General features: G+C 69.2%; 15 protein-coding genes. 14 read left to right on the forward strand and 1 reads right to left on the reverse strand.

Annotated elements, in window-relative coordinates; genetic code table 11:
- Positions 1-191 precede the first annotated feature (191 nt).
- The 8 genes from ACFX43_RS04005 to ACFX43_RS04040 all read left to right on the forward strand — a co-directional run bounded on the left by ACFX43_RS04005 (position 192) and on the right by ACFX43_RS04040 (position 8,476).
- A complete protein-coding gene (locus tag ACFX43_RS04005) occupies positions 192-722 on the forward strand; it encodes a GNAT family N-acetyltransferase (RefSeq protein WP_378817310.1) in 531 nt (176 codons plus the stop codon).
- Positions 723-934: 212 nt separating this feature from the next.
- The gene (gene groL / locus ACFX43_RS04010; protein WP_357360314.1) at positions 935-2,569 is read left to right on the forward strand and encodes a chaperonin GroEL; all 1,635 of its coding nucleotides are present in this window, start codon (positions 935-937) and stop codon (positions 2,567-2,569) included.
- Between the two features lie 290 nt (positions 2,570-2,859).
- Entirely contained in the window at positions 2,860-3,732 is an 873-nt protein-coding gene (locus ACFX43_RS04015; protein ID WP_378817312.1) for an alpha/beta hydrolase family protein, read from the forward strand.
- Positions 3,733-4,099: 367 nt separating this feature from the next.
- Positions 4,100-4,675: a hypothetical protein gene (locus ACFX43_RS04020; protein WP_378817315.1), complete on the forward strand. Its 576-nt coding sequence runs from the start codon at positions 4,100-4,102 to the stop codon at positions 4,673-4,675.
- A gap of 2 nt (positions 4,676-4,677) precedes the next feature.
- Positions 4,678-5,232 (forward strand): NTP transferase domain-containing protein, encoded by a 555-nt coding sequence (locus ACFX43_RS04025; RefSeq protein WP_378817400.1) that lies wholly within the window; start codon positions 4,678-4,680, stop codon positions 5,230-5,232.
- Between the two features lie 73 nt (positions 5,233-5,305).
- Positions 5,306-6,184 carry an AAA family ATPase gene (locus ACFX43_RS04030; RefSeq protein ID WP_378817318.1) on the forward strand — a complete coding sequence of 293 codons (879 nt, stop codon included), beginning with the start codon at positions 5,306-5,308 and terminating at the stop codon, positions 6,182-6,184.
- Positions 6,185-6,219: 35 nt separating this feature from the next.
- On the forward strand, positions 6,220-7,353 hold the full coding sequence (locus tag ACFX43_RS04035) for a VWA domain-containing protein (RefSeq protein WP_378817320.1): 1,134 nt from the start codon (positions 6,220-6,222) through the stop codon (positions 7,351-7,353).
- Positions 7,346-8,476 (forward strand): XdhC family protein, encoded by a 1,131-nt coding sequence (locus ACFX43_RS04040; protein ID WP_378817322.1) that lies wholly within the window; start codon positions 7,346-7,348, stop codon positions 8,474-8,476. The genes ACFX43_RS04035 and ACFX43_RS04040 overlap by 8 nt, the downstream gene beginning before the upstream one ends.
- 18 nt (positions 8,477-8,494) lie before the next feature.
- On the opposite strand, the gene ACFX43_RS04045 is transcribed toward ACFX43_RS04040, so the two are convergent.
- The gene (locus tag ACFX43_RS04045; RefSeq protein WP_378817325.1) at positions 8,495-8,953 is read right to left on the reverse strand and encodes a GNAT family N-acetyltransferase; all 459 of its coding nucleotides are present in this window, start codon (positions 8,951-8,953) and stop codon (positions 8,495-8,497) included.
- A 119-nt stretch (positions 8,954-9,072) separates the two neighbouring features.
- Between ACFX43_RS04045 and ACFX43_RS04050 the strand changes: the two genes are divergently transcribed.
- The 6 genes from ACFX43_RS04050 to ACFX43_RS04075 all read left to right on the forward strand — a co-directional run bounded on the left by ACFX43_RS04050 (position 9,073) and on the right by ACFX43_RS04075 (position 16,554).
- Positions 9,073-10,299: a transcriptional regulator gene (locus ACFX43_RS04050; RefSeq protein ID WP_378817328.1), complete on the forward strand. Its 1,227-nt coding sequence runs from the start codon at positions 9,073-9,075 to the stop codon at positions 10,297-10,299.
- 98 nt (positions 10,300-10,397) lie between these two features.
- Positions 10,398-10,913 (forward strand): (2Fe-2S)-binding protein, encoded by a 516-nt coding sequence (locus ACFX43_RS04055; RefSeq protein ID WP_350660796.1) that lies wholly within the window; start codon positions 10,398-10,400, stop codon positions 10,911-10,913.
- The gene (locus tag ACFX43_RS04060) at positions 10,910-13,387 is read left to right on the forward strand and encodes a xanthine dehydrogenase family protein molybdopterin-binding subunit (RefSeq protein WP_378817331.1); all 2,478 of its coding nucleotides are present in this window, start codon (positions 10,910-10,912) and stop codon (positions 13,385-13,387) included. Before ACFX43_RS04055 ends, ACFX43_RS04060 begins: the two co-directional genes overlap by 4 nt.
- Positions 13,384-14,238 carry a xanthine dehydrogenase family protein subunit M gene (locus ACFX43_RS04065; RefSeq protein ID WP_160026898.1) on the forward strand — a complete coding sequence of 285 codons (855 nt, stop codon included), beginning with the start codon at positions 13,384-13,386 and terminating at the stop codon, positions 14,236-14,238. The genes ACFX43_RS04060 and ACFX43_RS04065 overlap by 4 nt, the downstream gene beginning before the upstream one ends.
- 3 nt (positions 14,239-14,241) lie before the next feature.
- On the forward strand, positions 14,242-14,964 hold the full coding sequence (locus tag ACFX43_RS04070; RefSeq protein WP_378817335.1) for an SRPBCC family protein: 723 nt from the start codon (positions 14,242-14,244) through the stop codon (positions 14,962-14,964).
- Between the two features lie 108 nt (positions 14,965-15,072).
- Positions 15,073-16,554, forward strand: a complete 1,482-nt coding sequence (locus ACFX43_RS04075) for a flavin-containing monooxygenase (RefSeq protein ID WP_378817338.1) — start codon at positions 15,073-15,075, stop codon at positions 16,552-16,554.
- Positions 16,555-16,648 lie beyond the last annotated feature (94 nt).

Consider the following 16,648-nt stretch of genomic DNA (forward strand, 5'->3'; position numbering starts at 1 on the left):
CTGCCCGACCTGCCCACCTGAAGACAGCCGCGCCGCTGGTCGAGCCGGATTCGTGAGGAACGAGCGAATCCGTGTCGAGACCAACACAGTCCCCTCGGCACGCGACAGGACTGTGTTGGTCTCGACACGCTCGGCCGCAGGCGGCCTCGCGGCTCGACCAGCGGGCGCTGACTCCGGCTACCCTCGGCGACGTGCTTGAACTGACCTTCCGTGACGCCGACTTCTCCGACGTCGAAGCCCTGGTCGTGCTGATCGAGTCGGCCTACCGCGGCGACGCCTCCCGTGCCGGGTGGACCACCGAGGCCGACCTGCTCGCGGGGCAGCGCACCGACCCCGAGGGCGTACGTGAGGTGATCACCGCTCCGGGCTCCCGCCTCCTTGTCGCCGAGCAGCCCGAGCGGCCGGGCGAGATCCTCGCCTGCTGCCAGCTGCAGAAGCGGGAGGCGTACGTCTATTTCGGCATGTTCTCCGTCTCGCCGCAGCTGCAGGGAGCCGGCGTCGGCAAGGCCGTCATGGCCGAGGCCGAGAGGATCGCGCGCGAGTGGGGCGCGGAGGAGATCCGGATGACCGTGATCCGCCAGCGCGAGGACCTGATCGCGTTCTACGAGCGGCGCGGGTTCGGGCGTACGGGACGCTTCGAGCCGTTCCCCTACGGCGACGAGCGCTTCGGCCGCCCGCTGCGTGACGACCTCGAGTTCGCCGAGCTCGCGAAGCCTCTCTGACCATCGCCATCCCGGGATTTTCTTGCACTCGCAGGGGTCGAGTGCTAAACATGAGGCTGGCACTCTTACCATGAGAGTGACAACAACCGGACCGGTGACGTTGAGGCGTCGCGAGCGGCAGGGAAGGGTTCTGCCGGGAGTGGCGTCGTCCGTCGCGGGCAACCCATCGGACCGGATCCAACGAACTTCCCAAGTGAAGGATCGCAGGAGCAATGCCGAAGCTCATCGCTTTCAACGAGGAGGCCCGTCGGGGTCTGGAGAAGGGTCTCAACACCCTCGCCGACGCCGTCAAGGTCACCCTCGGTCCCAAGGGCCGCAACGTCGTGCTCGAGAAGAAGTGGGGTGCCCCCACGATCACCAACGATGGTGTTTCCATCGCCAAGGAGATCGAGCTCGAGGACCCCTACGAGAAGATCGGTGCCGAGCTGGTCAAGGAGGTCGCGAAGAAGACCGACGACGTCGCCGGTGACGGCACGACGACCGCGACCGTTCTCGCCCAGGCGCTGGTCCGCGAGGGCCTGCGCAACGTCGCCGCGGGTGCCAACCCGGCCGGCCTGAAGCGCGGTATCGAGGCGGCCGTCGACGCCGTCACCGAGCAGCTGCTCGCCCAGGCCAAGGACATCGAGACCAAGGAGCAGATCGCTGCTACCGCCTCGATCTCCGCTGCTGACACCACCGTCGGCGAGATCATCGCCGAGGCGATGGACAAGGTCGGCAAGGAAGGCGTCATCACCGTCGAGGAGTCGAACACCTTCGGGCTCGACCTCGAGCTGACCGAGGGTATGCGCTTCGACAAGGGCTACATCTCGGCCTACTTCGTGACCGACCCGGAGCGTATGGAGACCGTCCTCGACGACCCGTACATCCTGATCGTCAACTCGAAGATCTCCAGCGTCAAGGACCTGATCCCGGTCCTGGAGAAGGTCATGCAGACCGGCAAGCCGCTGGTCATCCTGGCCGAGGACGTCGACGGCGAGGCTCTCTCGACGCTGGTCGTCAACAAGATCAAGGGCACCTTCAAGTCCGTCGCCGTCAAGGCTCCGGGCTTCGGTGACCGCCGCAAGGCCATGCTGCAGGACATCGCGATCCTCACCGGTGGTCAGGTCATCTCCGAGGAGGTCGGCCTCTCCCTGGAGACCGCCGGCATCGAGCTGCTCGGCCAGGCCCGCAAGGTCGTCATCACCAAGGACGAGACCACCATCGTCGAGGGCTCGGGCGACCAGGGTCAGATCGAGGGCCGGGTCAACCAGATCCGCGCCGAGATCGAGAAGTCGGACTCCGACTACGACCGCGAGAAGCTCCAGGAGCGCCTCGCCAAGCTGGCCGGCGGCGTGGCCGTCATCAAGGTCGGCGCGGCCACCGAGGTCGAGCTCAAGGAGCGCAAGCACCGCATCGAGGACGCCGTCCGCAACGCCAAGGCTGCTGTCGAGGAGGGCATCCTCGCCGGCGGTGGTGTCGCGCTGATCCAGGCCGCCGCCGTCGCGTTCGAGAAGCTCGAGCTCGAGGGCGACGAGGCCACCGGTGCCTCGATTGTCAAGGCCGCCATCTCGGCGCCGCTGAAGCAGATTGCGATCAACGCCGGCCTCGAGGGCGGCGTCGTGGCGGAGAAGGTCGCCGGCCTCCCGCAGGGCCACGGCCTCAACGCCGCCACGGGTGAGTACGTCGACCTGCTGGCCGCGGGCATCATCGACCCGGCCAAGGTGACCCGCTCGGCGCTGCAGAACGCCGCGTCGATCGCCGCGCTGTTCCTCACCACCGAGGCCGTCGTGGCCGACAAGCCGGAGAAGGCCGCCGCTGGTGGCGACCCGACCGGTGGCATGGGTGACATGGGCGGCATGGGCTTCTGAGGCGCAAGCCGAAGAAGCGATCAGCACAGCTGAGTCCGTTCCGCTAGAGCACAAGCAAGTGCCCCCGCCGACAGGCGGGGGCACTTGTCGTTTTCCTCGGGGCCGTGGTTGCGACGGCTACTCTCGACGGCATGAGCCCGAAGGCGATGTCGGCGCTGGCGATCTCGGCCGTGCTTCTCGCTGGATGCGGCGGTGAGCCGGCCGCTGCGCCGTCGTCTCGCGCAGCGAAACCGTCGACCTCGGCAACGCCCTCATCACCCTCCCCGAGTCCGTCGGAGACGCTGCCACCGGTGACCGACAAGGTCTCGCTGCCGCAGCTGATGCGGGAGGACTTCCCGGGCGGCGAGGTGAAGGTGTTGCGGGAGTCGGGGAGCACGGATGCGTACCGGCGCTTCGAGGTCAGCTACCCGAGCGGTCCGCTGACGATCACCGGAGTGCTCTTCCGGCCGCGGGGCGCAGGGCCGTTCCCCGGGGTGGTCTTCGCGCACGGCCACATCGACACCGACATCTACGTCACCGGGCAGGGGCTGAAGCGGGAGCAGGACCGGCTGGCCCGGGAGGGCTACGTCGTCCTGCACACCGACTACCGCGGTCACGCCGGGTCGTCCCCCATCCCGGAAGGAACCGAGGAGGACGAGAGCCGACTCGGCTACACCCGGGACACCATCAACGCCGTCCAGGCGATGAAGCGACTTCCGTACGTCGACCCCGACCGCACCGCGCTGCTCGGCCGCTCCATGGGTGGGGGAGTGGTGATGAACGCGCTCGTCGCCCAGCCGGGGCTGGTGCGGGCAGGGGTGACGTACGCGTCGGTCTCCTCCGACATCGTCGACAACATCAACCGGTGGGCGGTGCCGTCGCGGCCCGACGAGGTGGCCCGGCTCTATCGGCAGCACGGCGATCCCGAGACGGAGCCGGAGTTCTGGGAGGGGCTGTCGGCGCGGACGTACTTCGACCGCATCGAGGTACCGCTCCAGATGCACCACGGGACCAACGACGAGTCCTGCCCGATCAGGTGGGCCTACACCACCCGGGACCTGATGGAGACCGCGGGCGTGCGCCAGCGGCTGTGGGTCTACCCCGGGGAGCAGCACGCCTTCGGGCCGCAGTGGGACCTCTCGATCCGGCGGGTCATCGGGTTCCTCGATCGTCATCTGGCATGACCTGACCAGGCGATGAGGAGGGGCCCAGCAGTCCCATCTTTTTGGGGACTTTCGACACTGTCTCGACAACAGCTCGGTAACGCAACATTGGTGCTCCACACAGTGGCCGACTGCGGGGAAGCGTCTGGATCTGGGGGGCTTTGAAGCCCAAGGGAATATCCGGGTGAAGTTCTGCAGCGGCGGGCGGGGTCAGGGCTCTTCGAAGCCAGGGCCCCGCCTGCGTGTGTCAACCTGCGGACCTCCAGCGGGTCCCTGGATGGCACCCAGTGATGGGGCATGATGTTGGCATGAGCGAGCGCCAGCGAGCGACAGTAGGTCTCAGGCCGCCGCGTCCGTACGGTGGCGCTTGCGCTACGGAGGCGGCGGCATGAGCGTCGACCTCGGACCTAAGACCGGGATGCAGCCGCCGCGGTCACCGTGGCGTTGGGTCGCGGCCGTGATCGCGGCCGCGGTCGTCCTCGTCGCGATCGTCGCCTCCTTCGGCCTCCTCAGCTCCGACGACACTGCCGAGGACCCCGACGCCGCACCTCCGTCGCCGACCGCGACGGTCACCGAGACCGCGCCGGTCCCATCGTCGTCCGCTCCGGCCGGGGGCGGCGGGACGACTGAGCTGGCCGTCGTCGCGGACGCCGCCCGATGCATCCCGCCGACATCGAAGTGGCTCTCCCAGAACGCCGCGCTCGCCTTCGAGGGCACCGCGGAGAGTGTGACCGAGAGCGAGGCCGTGCTGCGGGTGAAGACGTGGATGTACGCCGACGGAGTCGGTGGCACTGACACCGTCCGGATCACGCTGCCCGCGCCGAGCACGATCCCGATGCCCGAGTTCGAGAAGGGCAAGAACTACCTGGTCGCGGCCAAGGGCGATGCCAAGGTCATCGGCTGTGGCTACAGCGACGTCAAGAGCGCGAAGCTGCAGAAGCTCTACACCGCCGCGTTCAAGTGACGATGATCGCCGGCCTGCTCCTGGCCGCCGGCGCGGGTCGGCGGATGGGCATGCCCAAAGCGCTGGTCGACGACTGGCTGGTGCGGTCGATCGAGGTGCTGCGCGAGGGCGGCTGTGACGACGTGCTCGTCGTGCTCGGCGCCGCCGCCGACGAGGCGCGGGCGCTGCTCCCGGCCGATCAGCGGGTCGTCGTCGCCGAGGACTGGGATGAGGGGATGGGAGCGTCGCTGCGGGTCGGCCTGGCGGCGCTCGGGCCGGATGCCGAGGCAGCGCTTGTTCACCTCGTGGACCTGCCGGACGTGGGGCCTGATGTGGTCGCTCGCGTGGTCTCGACAGGCTCGACCACAGGCTCGACCACGAGCTCGACCACTGGGCTGGCCCGGGCGGCGTACGCCGGGGTTCCGGGCCATCCGGTGCTGATCGGGCGCGACCACTGGGCGGGGGTCATCGAGGCAGCCGTCGGCGACCAGGGCGCCCGGGGTTACCTGAAGACCAATGACGTACGCCTGGTGGAATGTGGCGACCTGGCCGGCGGGAACGACGTCGACCGCCGCTGAACGAAAATTCGTTCGCCCCCTCCTTAGAGGTTGTCCAACCCTGAGCCAACGCTTCGCGTTCTAGGCTCGGGACATGGACCTGACGCCCCGGGAGATCGCCGACCGCCTGGCGGCGACCGGATACCTGGCCGACCCGGAGCTGGCGACGGTGACATTCCTCGCGCTGCGGATGCAGCGGCCGCTGTTGCTCGAGGGTGAGCCCGGAACCGGAAAGACCGCACTCGCCGAGGCCGTCGCCGAGGCGCTCGACCTGCCGCTGGTGAGGCTGCAGTGCTACGAGGGGATCGACGCCACCCAGGCGCTCTACGACTGGGACTTCGCCCGCCAGATCCTCCACCTTCGCGCCCTCGAGGCGGCCGGTGGTGCGGGGGAGGTGGAGGAGGCCGAGAAGTCCCTCTACGACGAGCGGTTCCTGCTTGCCCGCCCGGTGCTGGCCGCGCTGCGTCAGGCTCCGTCGGTCCTGCTCGTCGACGAGGTCGACCGGGCCGACGACGAGTTCGAGGCGTTCCTGCTCGAGGTGCTGTCCACCTACCAGGTGACGATCCCGGAGTTCGGGACCGTCGCTGCGACGGTCCCACCGGTCGTAGTCCTCACCTCGAACCGCACCCGCGAGCTCCACGACGCCCTCAAGCGCCGCTGCCTCTACCACTGGATCGACCACCCGGGCCTGGACCGCGAGATCGAGATCGTACGCAGCCGGGCCCCCGAGGTCGCCGACGAGCTCGCCCGCCAGGTGGTCACGGTGGTCCAGCAGTTGCGCGGCGCCGAGGGCGCGAACGCCCTGCTCAAGCCCCCGGGCGTCGCCGAGACCCTCGACTGGGCCCGTGCCCTGCACCACCTCGGGGTGTCAGAGATGGACCTGGAGAGCGCCGCCGCGACGCTCGGCGCGCTCGTCAAGCACCGCGAGGACGCCGACCGCGTCCGGGCTGCCCTGGATCGGCTCCTGACGTGACCGACTTCTCTGGCAAAACTGGCACTTCTCAGGCAATGCAACGCCAGAGAAGTGCAGGAATACCCGGTGAACCGGGTATTCCTGCGGCGATCTTCCTCGGCTTCACCCGGGCGCTCAGGGCGGCCGGGGTGCAGGTGACCCAGGACCGCGCCCACGGCTTCCTGCAGGCGACAGCGATCGTCGGCGCCGGTGACCCGACCGCCACCTACATGGCCGGACGGGCGACGCTGTGCGCCGGCCCCGACGACCTGCGCCGCTACGACCAGGTCTTCGAGGCCTGGTTCGGGTCGACGGCGAAGCTGCCGGGGCCGCAGGGGCCGCCGAGTACGGTCTCGGTCACCTCGACCCTGCCCGAGACCGAGCCGCAGGAAGGCGAGGGGGAGGGCGAGGAGACCGACGACCTGATCAGGGCTCGCGCCAGCGAGATCGAGACTCTGCGGCACCGCGACGTCGCCGACCTCGACCCCGCCGAGCAGGAGCGCCTGGCGGCCTTGATCGCCCGGCTCCGCCCCCGGGCGCCACGACGGAGGACGCCGCGGCAGGACCCTTGGCGGCGAGGGCGCGTCGACGCCCATCGCACCCTGCGGGCCAGCCTGCGACACCTCGGCGAGCCGGCCGGGATCCACTACCGCAGGCGTGGCGAGCGGCCGCGTCGCGTGGTGTGGCTGATCGACGTGTCCGGCTCGATGAGCTCCTACGCCGATGTGCTGCTGCGGGTCGCCCACCGGGTGAGCTCGACGACGGGGAGCGGCTCGGTGTTCACGATGGGCACCAGGCTCACCAACGTCACCCGCGCGCTGCGCCACCGCGACCCCGACCGCGCGCTCGTCGCGGCCGGCGAGACGGTGCCCGACTGGTCGGGCGGCACCCGGCTCGGTGACAACCTGCAGGCGTTCCTGCGGCGACACCAGGGACTTGCCAGAGGCGCGGTGGTGGTCATCGCGAGCGACGGCTGGGAGCGCGGCGACACCGCGCTCCTCGAGGAGCAGGCGGCGAGGCTGCACCGCCTCGCCCATCGGGTGGTGTGGGTCAACCCACACCGTGGCAAGGTTGGATATGAACCACTGCAGCGAGGCATCGTCGCGGTGCTGCCGCACGTGGACGATTTCGTCGCCGGACATTCGCTGGCGACGTACGAGGATCTGGTGGAGGTGATCGCGCGTGCGTGACGTACTCGACGATCTGATGAAGTGGTGGGAATCCGGCGAGACCGTGGCGGTGGCCACCGTGGTGGCGACGTTCCAGTCAGCGCCCAGGCCCCCGGGCGCGTCGATGCTCGTCGGCCCCGACGAGACCGCCGTCGGCTCGGTCTCCGGCGGCTGCGTCGAGGGCGCCGTCTACGAGGTCGCTCGCGAGGTCGCCGAGACCGGTGTGCCGGAGCTCAACCGCTACGGCGTCTCCGACGACGACGCGTTCGCGGTCGGGCTGACCTGCGGCGGCATCCTCGACGTCTTCGTCGAGAAGGTGTCCCAGGAGACCTTCCCCGAGCTCGGCGAGCTCGCCGAGGACGTACGCAGCGGCAGCCCGGTAGCCCTGGCGACCGTCATCGAGCACCCTGACCCCGAGATCCTCGGGCGCCGCGTCCTCATCCGCCCCGAAGGCGTCAAGGGGTCGCTGGGCAGCGCCCGGATGGACGACGCCGTCCACGACGACGCGCTGGGGCTCTTGGCCCACGGCACCAACCAGACACTGTCGTACGGCATCGACGGCGAGCGCCGCGGCGAGGGCATGCGGGTCTTCGTCTGGTCCTTCGCGCCCAAGCCCCGGATGCTCGTCTTCGGCGCGATCGACTTCGCCGCCGCCGTCGCCCGCGTCGGCGCCTTCCTGGGCTATCACGTCACCGTCTGCGACGCTCGCCCGGTCTTCGCCACCAACTCACGCTTCCCCGAGGCCGACGAGGTCGTCGTCGACTGGCCCCACCGCTTCCTGAACCAGGAGGTCGAGGCCGGCCGCATCGACCAGCGCACCGTGATCGCCGTCCTCACCCACGACCCGAAGTTCGACGTACCTCTCCTCGAGGTCGCCCTCCGCCTCCCCGACATCGCCTACGTCGGCGCGATGGGCTCCCGCCGCACCCACGACGACCGCCTCGCCCGACTGGTCGACGCCGGCCTCACCGACGAGGAGATCGCCCGCCTGAGCAGCCCTATCGGCCTCGACCTCGGCGCCCGTACGCCGGAGGAGACCGCCATCTCCATCGCCGCCGAGATCATCGCCGGCCGCTGGGGCGGCTCCGGCGAGCGCCTGGCCACCACCAACGGCCGCATCCACCAGGACGTGGAGTACCGCTGAGATTCGCCGAGGACCGACCTACAGCTCCTTCTCGTAGTAGAGCGCCCGCGGCCCGGAGCCGCGCCCCTCGTGGTTGTCGAAGCCGAACTTCTCGTACAGCGCACGGGCCGAGGTGTCGTCCTCGCTGGTCCCCAGGTCCATGTAGGTCACGCCCCGGGCCTTCGCATCCTCGATGATCGCCTGCAGCAGGATCGTGCCGAGCCCCTGCCCGCGGCGGTCGGGCACGACGTACAGCTCGGCGAGGTAGGCCTCGAGCTCGGCTGCGGTGGTCTGCAGGCGGAAGCGAGTGATGCCGTGGCCGACCGCGGGGTCGCCGATCAGCATCACTGTCGTGTCGCCGTTCTCGACCAGGCGGTTCAGGTGTCGGGCGAGCTCGTCGGCGGGCGGGGCGGGGTAGGCGTACTCGGTGTTGAAGTCGACCTGCAGCCTGGCCGCCGTCTCGAAGTCGGCCCAGTTCGTGGCGGTGCGCGTCTCCATGCCTCCACTGTGGCACCGGAACCGGATTCCGAACACCGCGGAGGGGATCGTGAGGTGCGTCACAGGGTGCTACCTTGGCAGAACCGAGCCTCAAACGGCCGAGCTCCAAAGGGGGAGTGATGGTTCGTAGCGATCTGCAGGAGCGCCGCATCAGCGCGGCGCGGGCGTGGACCGCCTTCGTGGAGAGCGGCGACGCCGCCGAGGACTTCGTCAGGCCGGAGATCCTGACCAGCTGGACGCGGTCGGCGACGGCCATCCCAACCGACGTGCGCGAGGCGCCGCTGGCCGACGAGGACGAGACGCGCGAGATGTGGCGCGGCTCGCCGCTCCAGGTGGCGGTCGAGCGGGTCGAGGAGGAGCTGCGGTGCACCGCCGACGACGGCGACCTGGTCATCGCGGTTACCGACCCGGACACCCGGGTGCTGTGGACGTACGGCGGTCGGGTGATGCGGCGGAAGGCGGAGTCGGTCAACTTCGTGCCGGGCGGCCGCTGGGACGACGAGAGCGCCGGCACGAACGCGCTCGACCTCGCCAACCGGACCAACTCCCCGACGACGGTCTTCGGGCCTGAGCACTATGCCGAGGTCGTGCACAACTGGGTCTGCTGGGCCGCGCCGCTCCACGACCCGGTCACCGGCAAGCACCTCGGCGTCCTCGACCTCTCCACGACCTGGGACCGCACCCATCCGATCGGACTGGCCACCGCTCGCGTGATGGCGCGCCTCATCGAGAGCGCACTGCCCAAGCTGCCGACTCAGCGAGAAAGCGAGGAGGCGATCGAGCAGCCCGGGCTGGTGCTGACGCTGCTCGGCACCGCCGAGACCTGGCTCGACGGGCAGCGGCTGCTGCTCAACCGTCGCCAGACCGAGATCCTCGCCCTGCTCGCGCTCCACCCCGAGGGCCTCTCGCTGGAGCGGCTGCACGCGATGGTCTACGGCGACCAGGCGGTCACCTTCTCGACGCTCAAGGCGGAGGTCTCCCACCTGCGCCATGCCCTCGGCGGCCAGGTCGCCTCTCGTCCTTACCGGCTGCTGATGCCGGTCGTGACCGACGTCGAGCAGGTCCTCGCCCTGGTCCGGCACGGCCGGGTCGCCGCTGCTGTGGAGGCGTACGGCGGTGATCTTCTGCCCGGCACCAACAGCCCGGCTCTGGCCGAGATGGCCGAGTACGTCGCGGTCGCGCTGCGCGAGGCGCTGATCGCCGACCCGCAGCCCGACGCGGTGCTCAGTTACAGCGAGCTGGCTCCCTATGACACCGAGGTCGTCGACGTCTGTCTGCGCCGCCTGGGCGGCAGCGCGCACCCGGCGTTGCCCCTGCTCAGGGCACGCTTGGCTGCCAGCCGCTGACCAAGAAGGGGTACGCGACCCGAGCAGCCAACCGGAGCCCAACCCTGCGCGTCCTACTGTGATCTGGCCCACACAGTGACGTCTGGCAGGGAGACAACATGGCCCGGATCAGCATGCGCGTCGACGGTATGAAAGTCACCGACGACGTCGAACCGCGAACGCTGCTCGTGCAGTACCTTCGCGAAGGACTCGGCAAGACCGGCACGGTGATCGGTTGCGACACCAGCAACTGTGGCGCCTGCACGGTCCATCTCGACGGCGACTCGGTGAAGTCGTGCAACGTGCTCGCGGTGCAGGCCGACGGGTGCGAGGTGACCACGATCGAGGGCCTCGCCGACACGGTCGAGAGCGACCTCCACCCGGTCCAGGAGGCATTCCGCGAGTGCCACGGCTTGCAGTGCGGATTCTGCACGCCGGGCATGATCATGCAGTCCGTCGACCTGCTCAAGCGCAACCCTCAGCCCAGCGAGGAAGAGATCCGAGAGGGCATCGAGGGCAACCTGTGTCGCTGCACGGGCTACCACAACATCGTCCGCGCGGTGCAGTACGCCAGCGGCCACCTGGCCACGGCTGCCAGCCCCAAGGGCGCGACCGAGGAGGTGGACGCGCTGTGACCGCCGTAGAAGCTCGTCCGGAGCAGACCAACGAGATCGGCCGCGATCGTCGCCGCAAGGAGGACGCGCGCCTGATCACGGGACGGACCCGCTGGACCGACAACATCAACCTGCCCGGGATGCTGCACCTGGCGATGGTGCGCAGCCCGTTCGCGCACGCCCGGATCACCGGCATCGACACCAGCGCCGCGGAGGAGTCCGAGGGCGTGGTGACCGTGCTGGCCGCCAAGGACTTCGACGAGAGTCTCGGCGTCTGTATCAACGCCTGGCCGATCACGCCCGACCAGAAGACGCCGGCCCACCCGCCGATCGCCTCCGACCGGGTCAGCTTCGCCGGTGAGATCGTCGCGATCGTGGTCGCCCGGTCCGCGGCCGCAGCACGGGATGCCGCGGAGATGGTCGAGGTCGACTACGAGGAGCTCCCCGCGGTCGTCTCCCTCGAGGAGGCGGTCAAGGACGAGGTGCTCGCGCACCCCGACCTCGGCACCAACAAGTCCGCCCTGTGGGTCTTCGACAGCGCCCAGGCCGGCACCGGCGGCAGCGTCGACGAGGCGATCTCCTCCGCGAGGAGCGATGGGATCGTCATCGAGCGCACTTACCGCCAGCAGCGCCTGATCCCGGCATTCATGGAGCCTCGCAGCGTGGTGTGCGACCCGACCGGTGAGCAGATCACGGTGTGGAGCGCCACCCAGATCCCGCACATCCTGCGGTTCGCGCTCGCCGCGACCACGGGTGTGTCCGAGTCGAAGATCCGGGTGATCGCGCCCGACGTCGGCGGCGGCTTCGGCGGCAAGCTCCAGCAGACGCCGGAGGAGATGATCGTCTTCGCGATCGCCCGCCGGCTCGGCAAGCCGGTGAAGTACACCGAGACCCGCTCCGAGTCGCTGCTCTCCGCTCACCACGGGAGGGACCAGATCCAGAAGCTGACCCTCTCGGCCACGAAGGACGGTCAGGTCACCGGCCTCAAGGTCGAGCTCGACGCCAACCTGGGGGCGTACGTCGCCATCGTCGGCGGCGGTGTCCCGGTCCTCGGCGCCTTCATGTTCAACGCGATCTACAAGTTCCCGGCCTACCAGTTCAACTGCCAGACGGTGTTCACCAACACCACCTGGACCGACGCCTACCGCGGCGCCGGGCGGCCGGAGGCGACGTACGCCATCGAGCGGCTGATGGACGAGCTGGCCGCCGAGGTCGGGGTCGACCCGCTCGAGATCCGGGAGAAGAACTGGATCAAGCACGAGGAGTTCCCGTTCACGACCATCGCCGGTCTGACCTACGACTCCGGGAACTACGAGGCCGCGACCGCCAAGGCGAAGGAGATGTTCGGCTATGACGCGCTCAGGGCCGAGCAGGCCGAGCGTCGCGCCAACAACGACCCGGTCCAGCTTGGCATCGGCATCTCGACGTTCACCGAGATGTGCGGCCTGGCACCGTCGAGGGTCCTCGGCAGCCTCGACTACGGCGCCGGCGGCTGGGAGCACGCACAGGTGCGACTGACGCCGACCGGCAAGGTCGAGGTCATCACCGGGGCCAGTGCGCACGGGCAGGGGCACGAGACCGCGTTCAGCCAGATCGTGGCCGACCGTCTCGGCGTGGCCTTCGAGGACGTGGAGGTGCTCCACGGCGACACCCAGATCGCGGCCAAGGGCTACGACACCTACGGGTCCAGGTCGCTGGTCGTGGGTGGTGAGGCGCTGGTGCGGGCTGCCGACAAGGTGCTCGAGAAGGCCAAGCCGATCGCTGCCCACCTGCTCGAGGCGAGCGTCGACGACATGGAGTTCACCGGCGGCAGGTGGACGGTGCGCGGCACCGACCAGGGCATGTCCATCGGCGAGCTGTCCACGGCGGTCTTCGCCGCGCACAACCTGCCCGACGGGGTCGAGGCCAACCTCGACTCCGAGGCCACGTTCGACCCGGAGAACTTCAACTTCCCGCACGGCACCCACCTGTGCGCGATGGAGGTCGACACCGAGACCGGTCAGGTGAAGATGCGGAAGTACGTCTGCTGCGACGACATCGGCAACATCATCAACCCGCTCATCGTCGCAGGTCAGGTGCACGGTGGCCTGGTCCAGGGCATCGCTCAGGCGCTGTGGGAGGACGCGGTCTACGACGACGCCGGGACCCTGGTGTCGGGCTCGTTCGTGGACTACCTGCTGCCGACGGCCGCCGACACGATCAGCTTCGACATCGACCACACCACCTCGCCCGCGACCACCAACACGCTCGGCACCAAGGGCGTCGGCGAGGCCGGCACGATCGCCTCCACGCCGGCTGTGGTGAACGCGATCGTCGACGCGCTGCGACCGCTGGGCGTGCACGACGTGACCATGCCCTGCACACCGGAACGGGTGTGGCGGGCGATCAACGAGGGCTCGTCCGGTGGCGAGACCACCGGTGCGGCCGCAGCACACTTCGATCCGTCGACGGGCATGTCCGGGAACGTCGACCGCACGGAAGGAGACGTCCAGTGATTCCCGCATCGTTCGACTACGTCGCCCCGACCACGGTCGAGGAGGCGCTGGCCGCCCTCGCGCAGTACGGCGACGAGGCCAAGATCATCGCCGGCGGACAGAGCCTGCTGCCGGTGCTGAGGATGCGCCTCAACGCTCCGGAGTGGGTCATCGACCTCGGCCGCATCGACTCGCTCCGCGGCGTACGCGACGAGGGTGAGTCGATCTTCGTCGGCGCCATGACGCGCCACTGTGACGTCGCGGCCGATCCTCTGGTCGCCGAGCACGCGGCACTGGTCGCGCGTGCCACGGCGACGGTCGCCGACGAGCAGGTACGCCACCGCGGCACGTTCGGTGGCGCGCTCGCCCACGCCGACCCGGCGGGTGACCTCGGAGCCCCGGCCCTTGCCCTGGACGCCGAGTTCGTCATCGCCGGGCCGGCCGGGGAGCGGGTCGTCCCGGGTGCGGAGTTCTTCCAGGGGCTCTTCGAGACGGCCGTCTCCGAGGACGAGCTGCTCATCGGCGTACGCATCCCGAAGCACACCGGATGGACGGCTCACTACGAGAAGTTCGTCCGGGTCGCCCACCAGTGGCCGATCTGCGCGGTCGGCGCGACCCTCAAGGTCTCCGGCGGCGTGATCGAGGGCGCGGCGATCGGTCTCACCAACATGGGCTCGACCCCGTTGCGTGCCGCCGGTGTCGAGCAGGCGCTGGTCGGCCAGCAGGCCACCGAGGAGGTCGTACGCAACGCCGCGGCCCTGGCCGCGGACGGCGCCGAGCCGCCCTCCGACCTCAACGGTGATGCCGACTACCGGCGTCATCTGGTCACGGTGCTGACCCGGCGCGCCATCACGAAGGCCCTCGGGGGCTGAGGCGTGGACCTGACGCACGAGTTCACGGTTCCGACCTCGGTCGAGGAGACCTGGAACAGCTTCCTGGACATCGGCTCGATGGCTGAATGCTTCCCGGGAGCCCAGGTCACCTCGGCCGAGGGCGACACCTTCACCGGCACGGTGAAGGTCAAGCTCGGCCCGATCGCCATGGTCTACGCCGGCTCCGGCACCTTCGTCGAGAAGGACGAGGCCGCCCGTCGCCTGGTCGTCGAGGCCAAGGGACGGGACAAGCGGGGCAATGGCACCGCCGGCGCCAACGCGACCTTGACGATGGCCCCGGAGGGCACCGGTACGAAGGTCGAGATCGTCACCGATCTCGCGGTCACCGGAAAGCCCGCCCAGTTCGGGCGCGGGGTCATGCAGGACGTCTCCGACAAGTTGCTCGGCCAGTTCGTCGCGTGCCTGGAGTCGAAGTCAGCCCCCTCCGCAGCTCCGCTGGTCGAGCCCGCGAGCGAAGCGAGCGGTGTCGAGACCAACACGGCTCCATCGAGCGTGAGAGGGGACCGTGTCGGTCTCGACACACCTCCGCCTAGCGGCTCCGGTGGCTCGACCAGCGCCGGGCCGAAGCACGCTCAGCAGCCCGAGGCGATCGACCTCGGCGCCACGGTCGTGCCGGTGCTGATCAAGAACTACGGCAAGAAGTTCGCCATCGGGGTAGCGGTCATCGCCGCGGCGGTGATCGTCTACAAGCTCCTGCGAGGTTGAACCCGTCGCGCAAACCGGATATCACCCGCGCAACGTGGATAGCGGGGTGCCAGTCGACCTCTCTAGCGTTTCCACTACGCAGACCCCGCTGCGAGAGGAAACAGAAAAGTGAAGATCGCGGTCATCGGTGCCGGGTTCGCAGGCGTTGCCTCGGCCAAGGTGCTCACCGAGCTCGGTCATGACGTCACCGTCTACGAGAAGGCCCCGGATGTCGGCGGCGTCTGGAGCCGGACCCGTCGCTACCCGGGCCTGACGACGCAGAACAACAAGGACTCCTACACGCTCTCGGACCTGAGGATGCCGAAGGTGTTCCCCGAGTGGCTCAGCGGCGAGCAGGTGCAGAGCTATCTCGAGATGTACGTCGAGAAGTACGAGCTCGCCCCGATGATCAAGCTCTCCACCGAGGTGCGGAGTGCCCAGCCGGCTGGAGGGGGCGGCTGGGACATCACCTTCGCGAGTGGCGACGGCGAGACGACCGAGCACCACGACCATCTGGTCGTGGCCAGCGGCGTCTTCTCGGAGCCGTTCACCCCTGCGTACGACGGGGTCGACGAGCTGGAGGCCGCCGGTGGCCGGATCCTCGCGGCGAGCGAGCTGCACGACCTGGAGACTGTCAAGGGCAAGGACGTCGTGGTCGTCGGCTACGGGAAGTCGGCCTGCGACGTGGCCGTCGAGATCGCCAAGGAGGCGGCCTCGACCACCGTGGTCGCGCGCCAGCTGCTGTGGAAGATGCCCCGCAAGATCAAGGGCGTCCTCAACTACAAGATGCTGCTGCTCACTCGCATGGGGGAGGGGCTGTTCCCCTACCAGAGCATCAGCGGGGCCGAGAAGGTCCTGCACGCGGGCGGCTCGAAGATGGCGGGCTCGATGGTCGGCAGCGTCGAGTCGGTCACCACCAGCCAGCTCAAGCTGAAGAAGCTCGGGCTGCTGCCCAAGGGCCAGTTCACCGACATCGCCCGCTCGACCGTCTCGCTGGCCACCGAAGGCTTCTTCGAGGGCGTCGAGGCCGGGGACATCGCCGTCGAGCGCGACACCGAGATCGCCGCCTTCGAGACGTTGGAGGGCAAGCCATACGCCGAGCTCGCCAACGGGCGCGCGGTGCCCGCCGACATCGTGGTGACCGCGACCGGGTTCAAGCAGGAGCTCCCGTTCTTCTCCGAGGAGATCCAGGACCAGCTCACCGACGACAACGGCGACTACCAGCTCTACCGCCAGATCCTGCCGCTGAACGTGAAGGACCTGACCTTCGCCGGCTACAACTCCTCGTTCTTCTCGCCGCTCTCGGCCGAGATGAGCGCCGTCTGGATCGGCTCGTACCTCGGTGGCGGCCACGAGGTCCCGCCGGTGGAGGAGATGGAGGCCCATGTCACCGCGCGGCTGGCCTGGATGCGGGAGCGCACCGACGGCCACCACGCCCGCGGCACCAACATCATCCCGTTCTCGATGCACAACATCGACGAGGTTCTCGGTGACGTCGGCATCGACGTCAGCAAGCGGGTCAAGGCCGTGCAGTGGCTGCTGCCGATCAACCCGAAGGCGTACGCCTCCATCACTCCCAGACTCGTGGAGAAGCTGGCAGCGAGGAGCTAGTACGGCGAGATGCCGGTACACCAGGGTGGGACCGGCATCTCGTTCGGGCCAGGACCTGGGCTGGGACTTTAGACAGTGATTGCGCCGCGTTCGC

This window comes from Nocardioides sp. YIM B13467, from assembly GCF_042788075.1.
Classification (GTDB): domain Bacteria; phylum Actinomycetota; class Actinomycetes; order Propionibacteriales; family Nocardioidaceae; genus Nocardioides.